The sequence below is a fragment of the Kamptonema sp. UHCC 0994 genome, assembly GCF_029167235.1.
Taxonomy (GTDB): domain Bacteria; phylum Cyanobacteriota; class Cyanobacteriia; order Cyanobacteriales; family Microcoleaceae; genus Kamptonema.
The window spans coordinates 15,458-31,816 of sequence record NZ_JARFTR010000173.1; the positions used below are offsets into that span (position 1 = coordinate 15,458).

The 16,359-nt window shown below is 41.2% G+C and carries 6 protein-coding genes; 4 read left to right on the top strand and 2 right to left on the bottom strand.

Translation table 11 applies throughout. The features are described from left to right. Window positions 1-151 precede the first annotated feature (151 nt). The 3 genes from PY364_RS16265 (at window position 152) to PY364_RS16275 (ending at window position 11,605) form a co-directional block, all read left to right on the top strand. Window positions 152-4,900 carry a PAS domain S-box protein gene (locus PY364_RS16265; protein ID WP_275524050.1) on the top strand — a complete coding sequence of 1,583 codons (4,749 nt, stop codon included), beginning with the start codon at window positions 152-154 and terminating at the stop codon, window positions 4,898-4,900. A 132-nt stretch (window positions 4,901-5,032) separates the two neighbouring features. Continuing rightward, on the top strand, window positions 5,033-6,244 hold the full coding sequence (locus PY364_RS16270; RefSeq protein WP_275524052.1) for a hybrid sensor histidine kinase/response regulator: 1,212 nt from the start codon (window positions 5,033-5,035) through the stop codon (window positions 6,242-6,244). Window positions 6,245-6,523: 279 nt separating this feature from the next. Then, window positions 6,524-11,605, top strand: a complete 5,082-nt coding sequence (locus PY364_RS16275; RefSeq protein ID WP_275524053.1) for a PAS domain-containing protein — start codon at window positions 6,524-6,526, stop codon at window positions 11,603-11,605. 151 nt (window positions 11,606-11,756) lie between these two features. Here PY364_RS16275 and PY364_RS16280 read toward each other — a convergent pair whose 3' ends face one another. Together PY364_RS16280 and PY364_RS16285 are read right to left on the bottom strand one after the other, a co-directional pair. Beyond that, entirely contained in the window at window positions 11,757-12,332 is a 576-nt protein-coding gene (locus PY364_RS16280) for a hypothetical protein (protein ID WP_275524055.1), read from the bottom strand. Between the two features lie 322 nt (window positions 12,333-12,654). Next, window positions 12,655-12,855 (bottom strand): hypothetical protein, encoded by a 201-nt coding sequence (locus PY364_RS16285; RefSeq protein WP_275524057.1) that lies wholly within the window; start codon window positions 12,853-12,855, stop codon window positions 12,655-12,657. Window positions 12,856-13,514: 659 nt separating this feature from the next. Between PY364_RS16285 and PY364_RS16290 the strand changes: the two genes are divergently transcribed. After that, entirely contained in the window at window positions 13,515-16,301 is a 2,787-nt protein-coding gene (locus tag PY364_RS16290) for an AAA-like domain-containing protein (RefSeq protein ID WP_275524059.1), read from the top strand. Window positions 16,302-16,359: the final 58 nt, after the last annotated feature.

Genomic DNA, 16,359 nt, shown 5'->3' on the forward strand with positions numbered 1-16,359 from the left:
TTTATGGCCCAAACCATTAACTCTCTTCCTCTCTTCTCTTCTTCCCTTTCTTTCCCTAGCCCCTAGCCCCTAGCCCCTAGCCCCTAACCGCCCTGGCGGTTGCTATACCTGCGGCAAACACCTTTACACAATAATTAAAATAGTTAAAAAAATGGTAACATTTCTTAAAAACAATCTGACCAACCCTCCGTTGAAACTTCTAGTAGTAGAAGATAATTCAGAAGAAGCAGAATTAATTGAAGAATTTCTATTAACTAGCAATTTTGGAGCGCACTTATCTATTACCAGAGTAGAGCGGATCGGCAAAGTCCAGCAACTCCTCAATCAAGAAAGTTTTGACGCAATTTTATTAGACCTTTCACTACCTGACAGTCGAGGCATAGATACTGTTGCCAGAGTAAAAACATACAGCCTAAACACTCCAATAGTAGTAATAACATCCGATACCAATGAAGAACTAGCCATTCAGTCAATCCAAGCCGGAGCTCAAGACTATTTAGTAAAAATAAAAATAAACAGCGAAATTTTAATTCGCTCTCTACGCTATGCAGTCGAGCGCCAACATAGCCAACAAGCCTTACGGCAAAGTGAAGAAAAATATCGCTCTGTCATTGACAATACTCTAGGCAGTATAGCCATTATCCCCTCTTCAAATACCATCGATAATTCTCAGGAGAGGAACGGCAATGAATTAACAGCAAAAGCCTCAGAAGAGTTTTTAAATCACATAATTAATGCCAATCCCGATCCCATTTTTATCAAAGATGAACAGCATCGCTGGATTATTTTAAACAATGCCATGTGCCAACTAATTGGAAAGCCTCGTAGCGAACTGATTGGCAAATCAGACTATGAGTTCTTTCCTAAAGAAGAAGCTGATATTTTTTGGCAAAAAGACGAACTCGTATTTAGGACGGGACTCACCAACGAAAACGAAGAAAATTTTACGGATATCCAGGGAAATTTGCACATAATTTCGACTAAAAAAACTAGGATTGAACAAGCAGATGGGAGTAAATTTTTATTAGGGACTATCAGAGATATTACAGACTTGAAGCGCCAAGAAAAAGCCCTAGAAGAAAGTGAAGCTAGGTTCCAAAGTCTAGCAGCAAACCTACCAGGAATAATCTATCAATTAGAACTCTCACTAGAGAATTCAATATCTTTTCCTTACGTCTCTTCTGGTGTCTCGCAGATTCTCGGTTATACAGCAATAGAAATTCAATCACTAAGCGATAAAAATTTCCCCACTCTGATGCACCCGGAAGATTTAGTCAGAATACCGACATATATCAAACAAATAGAAAATGGTAGTGATGGGGACATCTTTGAAATCGAATACCGAATCCGACATCAAGACGGCAGTTGGCGCTGGCTTTGCAGCCGCGATACAGCTTTTACTAGAACCCCAGAAGGTAAGTTAAAACAAATTCTTGGCACTGCGACAGACATCACCGAACAAAAGCAAAAAGAAATAGAAATCCGGTTATTGCTGACAGCAACTGGTGCGATTAATCGCGCCCTGGATTTTCAGGATGCCTTAACAGTCATTTTGGGATTATTTTGTGCTAACATTGGCTGGGATTTTGCAGAAGCTTGGATTCCTAATGCTGACGGCACATTTTTAGAATGTAGCGATGGATGGTATGCTAGAGATCGCACTTTAGAACAGTTCCGGCACGAAAGCAAAAATTTTCAATATCCCCCTGGAGTAGGCTTGGTAGGGCGAATTTGGCTGACAGGAAAGCCAGAATGGATAGAAGATATTTCCCTCGTCCGATTGTCAACTTTTACGCGCTCGCGAATCGCCGCTCAAATGGGATTAAAAGCTTGTTTTGGCGTACCAATTTGTCAAGGAGAAGAAGTTTTTGCTGTGATAGTTTTCTTTAACCGCACTAAGATTGTCCAACAACCTCGTTTAGTTGAACTCGTAAAAGCTGCGGCGGCTCAGTTGAGTTTACACATCCAACGAAAAAAAACAGAAGCAGCTTTGCGCGAAAGTGAAGAGCGCTTTCACTTAGCAATGGAAGCTAGCGCTCTCGGACTATGGGATTGGAATCTTAGCACCGGAAAAACCTATTTTGATGCTCAGTGGAAAACCATGCTCGGATATCAAATTGATGAGATAGAAGAAAGTATTAGTTCCTGGGAAAAATTACTACATCCAGATGATAGAGAAAGAGCAATTGCCGCCAGGAATAAACACCTAGAAGGTGCAACTGAATTCTATAAAGCAGAATATCGAATGCTGAGTAAATTTGGCGCATGGAAGTGGATTTCAGATTGCGGAAAAGTAACAGTTCGTGATGAAGGGAATAAACCGCTAAGGATGACTGGTACTCATAAAGACATCAGCGACAGCAAAATTCTTGAAGAAAAGCTACAAAATTCCTATGCGGAAATGAACGCTTTGTTTGAAGCAATGACAGACATCATACTCGTTATTGATTCCGAAGCAACTAATGTAAAAGTTGCTCCCACTAATCCTGCTCGGCTTTATCCTGATGGTACTGATATTGTTACTCCAACAGTAGAAAAATTTTTAAACGAGCCTAGGGACGAGCTGTTTTTGAGTAAAATTCGGCAAGCTATAGAAACAAAGCAGACGGTTAATTTTGAGTACAGCTTGCTCGCAGGCGAGTGTGAATTGTGGTTTTTTGCTACTATTTCTCCCGTCTCGGAAAATTCTGTAATCTGGGTAGCTCGTGACATTAGCGATGTCTATAAAGAGCTTCGCTTACGCAAACAAGCCGAAGTCGCCTTGCAACAGCAGTTAAAGCGAGAACGACTTGTAGGAGCCTGTGTTGAGCGCATTCGTCACTCTCTTAATCTCGAAGCAGTCCTCAGTACCGCCGTCTTGGAAGTTAGGCAATTTTTGCAAATAGATCGCACGGTGATCTACCGATTTAACCCTAATTGGAGCGGCTTTGTAGCTGTCGAGTCAGTTGGTGATTCTTGGATTTCTATTCTTGGTCAAGATATTCAGGATAATTGTTTTACAGAAGTCTATGTTTCCCTCTACGAGCAGGGGAGAATTCAAGCAGTAGAAGATATTTATTCCGCCGATTTAAATGCTTGCTATCTGAATCTGCTGATGCAGTTCCAGGTGAGAGCTTTTTTGGTAGTACCAATTCTGCAAAATAGTCCCGATTCAGAATATAAGAGCGCCAATTCAAAATCCCCAATCCAAACTCGGCTTTGGGGGCTGCTGATTGCCCATCATTGCACGAGCCCGCGCCTGTGGCAACTCTCCGAGATAGAATCTCTAAGACAGTTGTGCGTGCAGTTGGGGATTGCCATTCAACAATCAACCTTATTTGCACAAGCTCAAACTGAAATCTGCGATCGCAAACAGGCAGAATTAGCCCTGCAACAAGCCAAGGAAGCCGCAGAAGGCGCTAACCGTGCCAAAAGCGAATTTCTTGCCAATATGAGCCACGAACTCCGCACACCTTTAAACGGAATTTTGGGTTATGTTCAATTGATCAAAGCAGACAAAAATATCACCGAAGACCAGCAGGAAAGTCTGGGGAATATTCAGCAGTGCGGCGAACATTTACTTACTCTAATCGAAGATATTTTAGATTTATCCAAAATTGAAGCTAGAAAAATGGAACTCTCCCCTATAGAGTTTAATTTGCCTAGCTTTGTCAAGAATATTGCCGATCTATTTCAAATGCGATCCACACAAAAAAACATCTCCTTTACTTGCGAACAAACATCTTCCCTACCTACCTGTGTTTGTGGTGACAATAAAAGGTTGCGGCAAGTTTTGATAAATTTACTGGGTAATGCAGTTAAGTTTACGAACACTGGTGGCGTAATTTTTAAAGTCGGCTATGTAGAAACTGGGAACTGCGAACTAGAGAGTGAGGACTGGGGACAGGGAATTCCCAATAGGAAGGAACAAATAACAACGAACAACGAACAATTACCAATTACCAATTACCAATTACCAATTAGAAAAATTCGCTTTCAAGTAGAAGATACTGGCATTGGCATAGAGGAAAACAAATTAGAAGAAATATTTTTGCCATTCTACCAAGTAAGCGATCCCATTTATTCTATTGAAGGTACAGGTTTGGGACTCTCTATCACCTATAAATTAGTGAAAATGATGGGGGGTGAAATTACTGTCAAAAGTAGCTTTGGGAAAGGCAGTGTTTTCAGGGTAGATTTAGAGTTACCATCAGCAGGTAGTTACTGCGAATCAGCCACACCGCCAGACAAAGGCAGACTTGTTGGTTTCACAGGTAATAAGCGGAAAGTGTTAATAGTCGATGATAACGATCTCAATCGCGCTATGTTGCGGAGGTTACTTTCCCGTATTGGCTTTGAAATTATGGAGGCCGTAGATGGGAAAGACTGTCTGAAAAAAGCAGGAGAATTTCTCCCCGATGTGATTTTAATGGACTTGCTAATGCCAGTTATGGACGGATTTGAAGCCGCCAGGTGTCTGCGAATGTTACCAGAACTAAAAAATGTAGTTGTGCTTGCTCTGAGTGCCAGTGTTTTCCATAATACTCAGGAAGAAAGCTTGATCGCCGGCTGCGATCAATTTCTCCGCAAACCTGTAGAAACAGCGCAACTTTTAGAACGGCTACGGATACATTTGGGTTTAGAATGGATTTATGAAGATCGAGAAGAAAGAAGCAGAAAAAAAGAGGAATTGAAAAAGTCTCTTGACTGTTCCGCCTCCATACATACTCCTGACTCCGAATCAATTGCTGGATTGTTAAAACTGGTGGCGATTGGCGACATCGAAGCGATTTTAGAGGAAACTAGCAGACTTGAAGCATACGATCCAAAATTAGTCCCATTTGCTGCCCATTTACGCCAACTTGCTAAAGGATTTCAGCTTAAAAAAATCCGGGGTTTTTTAAAGCAATATCTAAAGTAAACTCATAATTACATGACTTACACAATTGTAACGCCGCCCTCTGGGCGTTTTCTTGACCGACTTGAGGGCAGTGTTATATAAATTTCAAATCATAAATTATCTGTTTCTAAAAGTAAAGTTAATCTAGAGAATATGAAAAGCAAAAACTCAGCAAGAAGTATCATTCTCATCGTTGATGACAATCAAACCAATCTCGATGTACTTTTCGATTTTTTAAGAAACTGCAACTTCAAAGTATTAGTAGCACTCGACGGTGAAAGTGCGATCGAGCAACTTGAATATGTCCGACCAGACTTGATACTTTTAGATGTAATGATGCCAGGAATTGACGGGTTTGAAACTTGTAGTAGGCTGAAAGCAATCCCAGCAACCAAAGACATCCCAGTAATTTTTATGACTGCCCTTTCTGATACAGTAAATAAAGTCAAGGGTTTTCAATCTGGGGCTGTTGATTACATTACTAAGCCGTTTCAGCACGAAGAAGTATTGAGCCGCATTCAAACACATTTGACTATCTGCAACTTGCAAAAAAAACTCCAAGAAAAGAATGAAGAACTAGCCGCACTCAACGGCAATTTAGAAAAGCTAGTAGAACAAAAAACCAAACAGCTAATAGAGCAGCAAAAAACCGCTATTATTGGGCGATTAACTCAAGGCATGGTACACAATTTGAGAAGTCCCTTACAAATCATCCAGACTAGCGTTGATTTGATCGAAGCTAAAGCAGCAAAACTTGAGGATAAATCATTGTTTAATTATAGTAAATATATTAACCGTTCGGTAGCAGCAATTAATGAAATTATGGAAACTTTAATGTTCAAGAGTATTAAAGACCAAAGGGGAGAGTTGCAACCTGTAAATCTGAATGAGTTGTTGCGGCAAGAACTGCAACTTTTAGAGTCAAATTTGCATTTTAAGCATAAAGTTAATAAAAAATATTTATTTGACGAAAACCTTCCCAACTTGCCTTTAATCTATTCTTATTTTTCCCAGGTATTCCACAATTTAATAGACAATGCACTACACGCTATGTGGAATATGACAAATCAAACCTTGACTATTGTTACTAGGCAAGACGAATACCGAATATACATGGATATAGAAGACTCAGGCTGCGGAATACCGCCAGAACAACTGTCAAATGTGTTTGACTTTTTCTACACATCCAAACCTGCTAAAGGCGAGGAAGAGAAAGAGGGATCGCCTACAGGAACAGGATTAGGACTTTATACTTGTCTGGAACTTTTAAAACCTTTCCAAGGCGAGATTACAATTAAATCTGAACTCGGTAAAGGCAGTATCTTTACAGTAATTCTGCCCAAGCAGATTATTGATAAAATTTAATATTTACTGCGTAAATATTAAGCCAACATCCGGCTACACCAGCCTCTACAATATTTTGGCAAGAAGTATAGTTTACATTGAGATTTTTTTTGATATAATAGAAATAAGTTTCTACAACCGCAGTGCTTTTGCCGCTCTAGATTCCGGTCAAAATTAGCGGCTTGGTGATGAAGGTGTAAAATGTGATATGCAGCCTGAATGCAACTTAGTATTAATTACAAAAGGTAAGCTAAATGTAGCGATCGCAGATTTTGAGATTTTTATTGATAACTTGCACTCATGACATCAGCTCTTACACCGACTTCCACCGACACCTCCTTGAAAGTTCTTCTAGTCGAAGATAACCCAGACGATGCTGAACTCATTCAAGAATTGCTATTAGAAAATAGGGGAACGCAATCGCTTTTGTTGACTCCAGTTGTTCGGCTGAGTCAAGCTCTAGAACATTTGCGCCAAGAAACTTTTGACGCAATATTACTAGACCTTTCACTTCCTGACAGCAAAGGATTTCAGACAGTTGCTAGACTGCAAGAATATGGTTTAAATATTCCGATTATTGTACTTACAGCTAACAGCGATGAAGAAGTAGCAGCCCAGTCAATTCAAGCTGGAGCGCAGGAATATCTTGTCAAAAGAGAAGTCAATAGTCAACTGCTAATGCGCTCCCTCCGCAATGCCATCGCCCGACAGAATAGACAAACAGTTTGGCGGCAAAATGAAGAAAAATATCGCTCCCTAGTAGATAATATTAAAGAAGTCATTTTCCAAGTAGATGCCGCTGGAAATTGGGCATTTTTGAATGCTGCTTGGACAGAAATTACAGGATTTGGCATACCAGAAAGTTTGGGGAATCCATTCTTAAACTATATTTATCCAGAGGATCGCCAACGGAATATAGATTATTTACGACCATTAGTTGAAGGTCAAAAAGAAGCCTGTCGCTATACAATTCGCTACCTGACTAAAGGAGAAAGTTTTCGCTGGATTGAAGTGCAAGCGCGTCTAATTTTTGCTCCCAATGGCACTATCTCCGGTACTGCGGGTACCTTGAATGATATCACTCATCAAACATTAGCCCAAGAGCAGTTACAAGCATCCCAAGATTTCCTAAAGTATACTCTGAATGCAATTGCTGACCCCATCTTTGTTAAAGACGAACACCATCGCTTAATTGTCTTTAATAATGCTTTTTGTCAACTTTTAGGCAAGCCGCGTGAAGAACTCCTATGCAAATCAGATTACGATCTTCTGGCCGAAGAAAAAGCCGATATTTCTTGGGAAAAAGACAACCACATATTTATGGCAGGTAGTGCTGATGAAAATGAGGAAATATTGATTAGTGTCGAAGGCATAGAGCGCGTAATTTCTACCAAGAAAACCGTCTTTAAAAATGCAAACGGTAGTCAAATGTTGGTCGGCACAATTCGAGATGTTACTAGCTACAAGCAGCAGCAAGCTAAACTCGAAGAAAGTCAACGTTTTATTGAAAAAATTGCCACATCAAGTCCCAATATTTTGTACGTTTACGACATTGCAGAAGAACGCAATATCTATGCGAATTGCTGTATAGCTGAGGTTATGGGTTATACAGTAGAAGAAACCAAAGAAATCGGAACGCAAATATTACAAGGTTTGATGCACCCTGAAGATTTTGCTATCATTCCTGAATATTGGCAACAAATTGACAACGGAGTTGATGGCGAGATATTTGAAATTGAATATCGGATGCGTCACAGAGACGGCTATTGGCGCTGGTTAATTAGCCGGGATACCGCCTTTTCTAGGAACTCAGAAGGTAAACTAACCCAGATTTTAGGTACGGCAACTGATATTACAGAACGCAAACAAGCAGAAGAAGAAATTCGCTTGTTGCTAACAGCCACTCAAGCCATTAGTCAATCTCAAGACTTTCAAAGTGCTTTAGCAGATGTTCTGCGGTTATTGTGTAGGACAATTGGCTGGAATTTTGGCGAAGCATGGATTCCCGATGCTAGCGGTAATTTTTTAGAATACAGCGAAATTTGGTATGCCAGCGATGAAGACTTAGATGGATTTGGATACCAAAGTAAAAAGTTGACATTTGCGGCCGGAATTGGACTTCCGGGGCGAATTTGGTTGTCGGGTGAGCCAGAATGGATAGAAGATGTTTCCGAGATTAAAGAACCAGTTTTTCTAAGGACTAAAATTGCCGTCCAAATGGGATTGAAAACCAGTTTTGGCGTGCCAATTTGTAGTAGCTCTGAGGTATTAGCAGTTTTAGTTTTCTTTAAGAAAACTAAAACGACAAAAGAATCACGTCTAGTTGAGTTAGTAAATGCGGCGGCGACTCAGTTAGGCGTTCATATTCAGCGCAAACAAACAGAAGCAGCTTTGCGCGAGAGTGAGGAAAGATTTCGATCTCTGGTGGAAAACCTTCCGGGCGCAATTTATCGAGGCTTATACGACTCAGCTTGGACAATGGAATTTATCAGTGATGAAATTGAGGCGATTAGTGGTTATCCAGCGGTCGATTTCATTCAAAATCACCGATTAAGTTTTGCCAGTATTATTCATCCTGAAGATAGAGAAATGGTCGGCCATGAAGTTGCGATGGCAACAGCAGCTAGAGAGTCCTATAATTTGGAATACCGAATTATTCACTGCGATGGTTCGGTGCGGTGGATTGCTGAAAAAGGCAGGGCAAAATTATCTGAAAATGGTGAAGTTTTATGGCTGGACGGACTGATTTTTGACATCACTCGTGGCAAACAGGCAGAACTAGCTCTACTACAAGTTAGAGCTGCTGTAGAAAGCGCTAGCGATGCAGTTGCGATCGCAGACTTAGACGGCAACTCAATTTACCATAACCAAGCCTTTATTCACCGCTATGGTTACACAGTTGAGCAACTAAATGAAGCCGGCGGCCCGGCCTTAATTCATACCAAATCAAGCGTATTGAGGGAGATATTTAAAAGCCTTCGTAAAGGCTGTTCTTGGAGCGGTGAAGTCGAACTCAAAACTAAGCAGAGTGAGATTGTACAAACTCAATTACGGGCTGATTGTATAGTAGACAATGCTGGGAACAAAGTGGGGATGATCGCAGTTATTGCCGACATCACCGAACTCAAACAAAAAGAGTCTGCCTTGCGGATCAGCGAACAGCGGTTGCAGTTAGCAATAGAGGGTAGCGCTTTGGGGCTTTGGGATTGGAATATAGCCACAGCAGAAACTTATTTCGATCCCCAGTGGAAGAAAATGCTGGGCTATGAAGTACATGAGGTTGAAAACAATTATCAAGCCTGGGAAAATCTACTGCACCCAGAAGATTTGCCAAAAGTAATGGCAGCTTTAAAAGCTTATGTGGAAGGTCGCGCTCCCGCCTATGAAATTGAATTTCGGATGCTGAGTAAAGAAGGCATTTGGAAGTGGATTTTAGCTGGGGGTAAAGTGGTAGAGCGCGATCGCTGGGGCGGGCCCCTGCGGATGTCGGGTACGAACAAAGACATTAGCGATCGCAAAGCAGCAGAAGAAGCTGCTTTTCAATTGGCCCAAGAGTTACAGGAAGCTCAAAAAATTGCTCACATCGGTAATTGGGAATTTGAAATCGCAACGGGAACAATTAATTGGTCTGAAGAAGTATTCCGAATTTACGGCCACAACCTAGGTCAAATCCCAAGCTTTCCAGAACTTTTAGAACAAATTCATCTAGAAGATAGAAGTGACTTTCAACAATTAGTTGAAAGAGCAATAACTGAAGGTGTCTCTTATGATTTAGACCACCGTATTTATCGCCTTGACGGAGAAATAAGGCATATTAATAGTAAGGGAAAAGCATTTAAAAATGAATCCGGTCAAGTCGTGCGGCTATTCGGCACAGCAATGGATATTACTGACCGCAAACAGGCCGAATTTGCCTTACAGCAGCAATTAAAGCGGGAAAGGCTAGTAGGGACAATTTTAGATCGCATTCGCTCCTCTCTCAACTTAGAGGAAATCCTGAAAACTACTGTAGAAGAAGTGCGGCAATTTTTGCAAACTGAGCGCACAGTAATTTATCGCTTTAACCTCAACTGGACGGGAGTAGTAGTGGTGGAATCAGTGGAGCCAGGATGGATGCCTATTCTCGGTTTAGATATTGAAGACAACTGCTTTATCGAAAAGTACATCCCGCTATATCTGAAAGGTCTGGTTAATGTAAACTGCGACATTATCAATAGCGATCGCAATAAATGTTATGTGAATTTACTCGCTGATTTACAGGTTAAAGCTAATTTAGTCGCTCCTATTTTGCAAGGTCAAAAGTTGTGGGGTTTGCTGATTGCTCATAACTGTAATGGCCCGCGTCTATGGCAGGAACCTGAGATCGAATGTCTCAAACAAATTAGCTGGCAATTAGCAATCGCCATCCAGCAATCAACACTTTTTGAACAGGCGCAAACTGAAATTGCTGAGCGCAAACAAGCTCTTATAGCCTTGAGAGATTCCGAAGCACGAGAGCGCTCAAAAGCTGTGCAGCTAGAAGTTGCCATGCAGAAATTGAAAAACACTCAATCTCAGTTAATTCAAAATGAAAAAATGGTGAGTTTGGGGCAGTTAGTTGCTGGCGTAGCTCACGAAATTAACAACCCCGTCAACTTCATTTACGGCAATCTCAGTCCTGCCAAAGATTACAGTTTTGAGCTCTTGCAACTGGTTCAACTTTACCAGAACCAATATCCACAGCCCACCGCAGAAATATCAGATAAAATACAGAATATAGATTTGGAGTATATCTCTGGCGATTTACCCAAACTTTTTAATTCCATGAAAGTGGGAGCAGAGAGAATCAGAGAAATTGTCAAATCCCTGCGGACTTTCTCTCGCCTAGACGAAGCTGAGATGAAGTTGGTTAACATCCATGAAGGCATCGAGAGTACGCTGCTAATTTTGCAAAGTCGCCTGAACTTTCAAGGCAGCACTTCGCAGATAATGGTAGTTAAAAATTATGCAAAACTGCCCAAAGTAGAATGTTGCGGGGGGCAGTTGAATCAGGTACTTATGAATATTTTGGCTAATGCCATTGATGCTTTAGAAGAGCAGAGTAAAAGAGAAGCAACACTTGAATGCGATCGCACCCCTACGATCGCCATTCGCACTTATCTTGCAGACCGCGATCGCATAGGAATATCTATTGCTGACAACGGGCCAGGGATACCAGAATCCGTCTGCAAAAAACTCTTTGACCCCTTCTTTACCACTAAACCTGTAGGCAAGGGAACCGGCTTAGGGCTGTCAATTGCTCACTCGATCGTAGTCGAGCAGCACGGCGGCAAAATCACCTGCATTTCTACACCTGGAAACGGCGCAGAATTTGTAATTGAAATGCCGGTGCGGCAAAGGTAATTTGTAATCGCTAATCGCTAATTGCTAATTGCTAATTCAGGACTTACGCAAAACCATCAGTAACGCCGCCATCTTGGCAACAGTTAACAGTTAACAGTTAACAGTTAACAGTTAACAGTTAACAGTTAACAGTTAACAGTTAACCATTAGCCTAATCATCAACAATAGAAGCCCATGCGGGGAACGAAGGAGGGAAAAAGTTTATATCGTAGTCCGAATTTTCCCATTCTTGCACCCAAAAAGGCACTGGGCCGCCAGCGGGAGTCGGCGAAAAAAGGCGTTCTTTTACTTCAATGCTGTAAAAAATTTGTTTCAAAGTATCTCCGCGATCGAGAGCTGCCGTCAGTACCAGATCCAAATCTGGATCGACCCGCTTAACCCTATTTTTGCCCTCATCATCAACCCAAAGCAATTTCAGTGACTTGAGGTCTCTAGGGCTGAGAATACTCTTGTAATAAACCCGCTTGAGAGTTGCCACAGGTTCTAAACTGCGCTCAACCCTGCGAATTTGCTGAAGTCGGAGATAGTGCCACTCAGCTAAATGTTTCCGTTCATCTGGCGGGATCACTCCTTTGGTAGTCGAGTGCTTGTAGTCATAGCGAACCAAACTACATCCCAGATTTGCCAACAGGTGAATTAACTTTTTTTCTTTCGGTGTCGCCTGCCGCCTTTCCTGGGTTTTTGTCGAGTTCCGCTGTCTGCGGGTAGTGATGAGAGAGTTTTCCATTGGAGTTTTTGGAGGAATTACGATTGGGGCTTGACACTCAGGAACTTCAGGGGGCAAAAAGGTAGGAGGGGTGGGGATGGAGGGAGCAAGGGATGTAGAAACGTCCCCAAACTAGCCCTGTTAATAAATTTTCTCGTCCATCCCATTATCCTATCCTCTCATCCGCTCCATGAAACCTACTCAAATCTACCTACGGCAGATTCGATGTTCACTTCCTGCTTCTACCAAGGGAGTCGGCTCCTTCTTGTCCACAGGCGTAACTTCAGACCGTAGCTCGTCTTACTTTCTCCGAACAACGAGATAAAACGCAGAAGGACAGGAACTATTTCCCTTTTTTACCTGTCTTTACGTCCTCTTTATCGCCATCCTCATTCGTTCCAGTGTAGTTGACCTGAGTCCAACTCTTCTGTGCAGTCGTGACGCTCGCTGATGGCTCGGATGCAGATGCTCGAAGGCTAGGGAGATTGAAAAAGGAGAAGCCTGCGGAGGCGATGAACCCTAAAACTAAGATACTCTTTTTCATGATGATGACCCTGATGAACCTAACAAATCACTTTTTGGCAGGTTGGTCGGGTAAAGTGGGTCTGTGCAATAGACCTCTTGTATCCAGGAAATGCTGTCTGTAATAATTGATTCCAGACAGACACACCTGAGCGACCAGAAAAGCCGGAAGTGAAGTGTTAGTAGTGTCCACGATCTTCCACCCACTCTGCTTTTTTGGGTAGTGGAGTGAAAGCCATCAGGGCGGTCATCTATCAGGGAGTTAAACCATCAGGGTGTTAATCCATCGGGTAGTTAATATATCAGGGTGTATCTTCAAAAAAACATAGGGAGCCATGCAATCCTACGTAAATTGAAGAACGCAGTCATTAACGATTTTTCGCATACTCGCCCCCTCAGCAAATTGCTGAGGTTTTTTATTGCCTGCTTTTGGTACACCCAGAGAATAGCACTACCAAACTGAAGCATTGGAAGGCAGGATGTTTACAATATTACAGCTAAAATCGAACAGTTTAACTATACTTAGTTTATTACTGTTTCCTTCTCTTCTTAGAATTACATAAAAAATTTTAGCTGCGGTGCGTAGGCGTAGCCAGCCGCAGGCATCGCCCTTCATCAAGCTAAATATATCTTGACAAAAACTTTGATAAATGATATGGGAGTTGTTTATACACCCAATAGATGAAGACAGAACTAACCTTAAATTATCAATATCAAGTCGGGGGAAGTCTACCAATAGATGCTCCCACCTATGTGATGCGACAAGCAGATGATGAACTCTACGAAGGTCTGAAGGCTGGACAATTTTGCTATGTCCTCAATTCCCGACAAATGGGCAAATCTAGTTTGCGGGTGCAAACTATGAAAAGACTGCAAGATTCGGGCATTATTTGTGCATCAATTGACTTGACAACAATTGGCTGTCAAGACATCAAACCTGAACAGTGGTATGCAGGACTAATCTACACTATAGCAAGTAGTTTCAATCTATTAGATCGGTTTGATGTTGTCAGTTGGTGGAGCGACCATGAAATGCTTGCTCCTGTGAAGCGATTAGATGTATTTATCCACGAAATATTACTCAGAGAAGTTACTGAAAATCTGGTAATTTTTATAGACGAAATTGACAGTACACTCAGCTTAAGTTTTAATGTAGATGATTTTTTTGCTTTGATTCGTGCTTGGTACAATCAGCGATCAGATCAGCCGGAATATAATCGTCTTACCTTTGCTCTGTTGGGAGTAGCTACCCCATCTGAGTTGATTAAAGACAAAATTCGTACTCCTTTTAATATTGGTCGAGCAATACATTTAAGTGGTTTTAGACTAGAGCAAAGTCTTGCCTTAATTAAAGGATTAGCGCTGAAAGCCTTTCAGCCCCGAATAGTGCTTAAGGAAATATTAGCTTGGACGGGCGGCAAACCATTTCTTACTCAAAAAGTTTGTAAATTGGTACTAGCATCTCCATCTTTTATTCCCCAAGGTTTTGAGGCTCAGTACATTGAGGATTTAGTAAAAGATCGTATTATTAACAACTGGGAAGCACAAGATGAACCAGAACATTTAAAGACAATTCGCGATCGCATTTTGCGAAGCCGCCATAATACTTGTCGGTTACTGGTGCTATACCAGCAAATTTTGCAAAACCCCCTTACTAAGACAGGAGGGGTAATTGCTGATGACTCTCCCGAACAAATAGAACTACGGCTGTCAGGATTGGTCGTTAAATATCATAATAAATTAAAAGTTTATAATCCCATTTATGAGTCTGTTTTTAATTCTAGCTGGGTTGAAAAAGAACTGGAAAATCTAGCTCCCTATCGGGAAGCCTTCGCAGGGTGGTTAGCTTCAGGCTATGTGGATGATTCACGACTATTGATCGGGAAGGAATTACAGGAAGCCTTAGCCTGGACAGCGGATAAAAAATTAAGCGGAGAACACTATAAATTTTTGATTTCCTGCCAAAATGTTGCAGGAAAACCTCAAGATAATTATACTAATGATGACGTTTCAATGGGTCAATTTAGTGACTCTGAAATATCGGAAAGTAGTGAAGACATAATATCCCCAGAAATTATTGAAGGCTCGACACAAATAGAATCACATAGAGAATCAAAGCCCATTATTTTTCCTAGTTTTTATGAATCTAAATCTGCCTCTCTCCAAGAATCAACACAACTAGAATCACCGAGAAAAATAACGCCGATTATTAATCCTATTATTTATGAACCTAACTCTGCTTCTAGCGATGAACAACTGTTGTACGATCACCTAGTTTACTGCGTACAAACAGAGTCACCATCGGAGATAATAGATCGCTTTCGCAAATTGTTTATAGACGGCAGAGGATATCCCGATCGGAAGGTAGAAGCGGCTTTATATAGTATTATTTCTGTGAAACGTGAGGAACTAGAGTTTAAATATATCCTTTACCGCTGCTGCCACATCCTCATTAACCGTTGGCAGTTGCACGCCCAACATAAAGCTGCGATTGCAGATTTAATAGCTTTATTTAAGAATAATGCGCCGCGTAATTCCGCAGAATTTTACATAGTTAAACGCTTACAAGAACAGATAAAATTGTTCACAAAAAGTGAAGAATATCTGGCTCTAAATCGGCTAGTTAAAGTTGTAGATCCCGACACAGAGGTAAATAAACAAGAGATTAATTCCTCAGTAGGTCAATTAATTTATCGATATCCATATTTATATAATCATTGTCTGCTAAGTAGAGATAGTTCTTACGAAGATCAGCAAACTATCCGGCACATCCAATCTCAAAAACAGTGGCAATTTGAAATGGAGTTGTCCCAATATTTAACCTATTTAGTTAGGCAATCGCAAAATACAGTAAGCCCGATGCAGTCTGTGTTAAATCCTACCCTTTTGAGCGATGCCGAATTGAACTTTGCTGTCAAGGAATTTGCGGGAAAAGTTGAGGGTTCCCGCACTTACCGAGAATCGGCTCAGTTTTTCCTCGTCCGCACGAAAAAGGTTCAATCCTATGCAGCTTTTAAGGAAGATTTATATGAATATTTGATATCTTCTATTAAACCTGGTTACGGGAAGCGCCAATTTAATGACCGCTTATATAAGCAGCTAAAAAGCACTTTTCCTGAGAGCGATTCTGAGAAGCTTAATAACTTATTATTAATTGAAACTTGCCGCGATTTATTTAATTTTCTAGTAATAGAAAGCCCAGAACATCCTAACCACTATGTCTTTTACGATTTGGTTTCTAACCTGGGCCCGGCAAGAGCAACAAGTCTGCTGCTAAAAATTGCGCTGCTTTCCCGCAAAGTTAAACCTGAGTTAGAAAAGCGATTTTCTATTTTGTTCAATCATTATGAAGGTAAAGCTTTAGATGATATGCGGTGGTTGGTCAAATCTCTGGAAAATCTAAATGTAGCTTTAGTTGTCAATTTTGGTACTGTGGATCTCTCGTTTCTCAAACAGAATATTCATTGAGATTAACAGAACTTATCCACACTCTACGTAACGCCGCCATCCTGGCGGTAAAGAAACC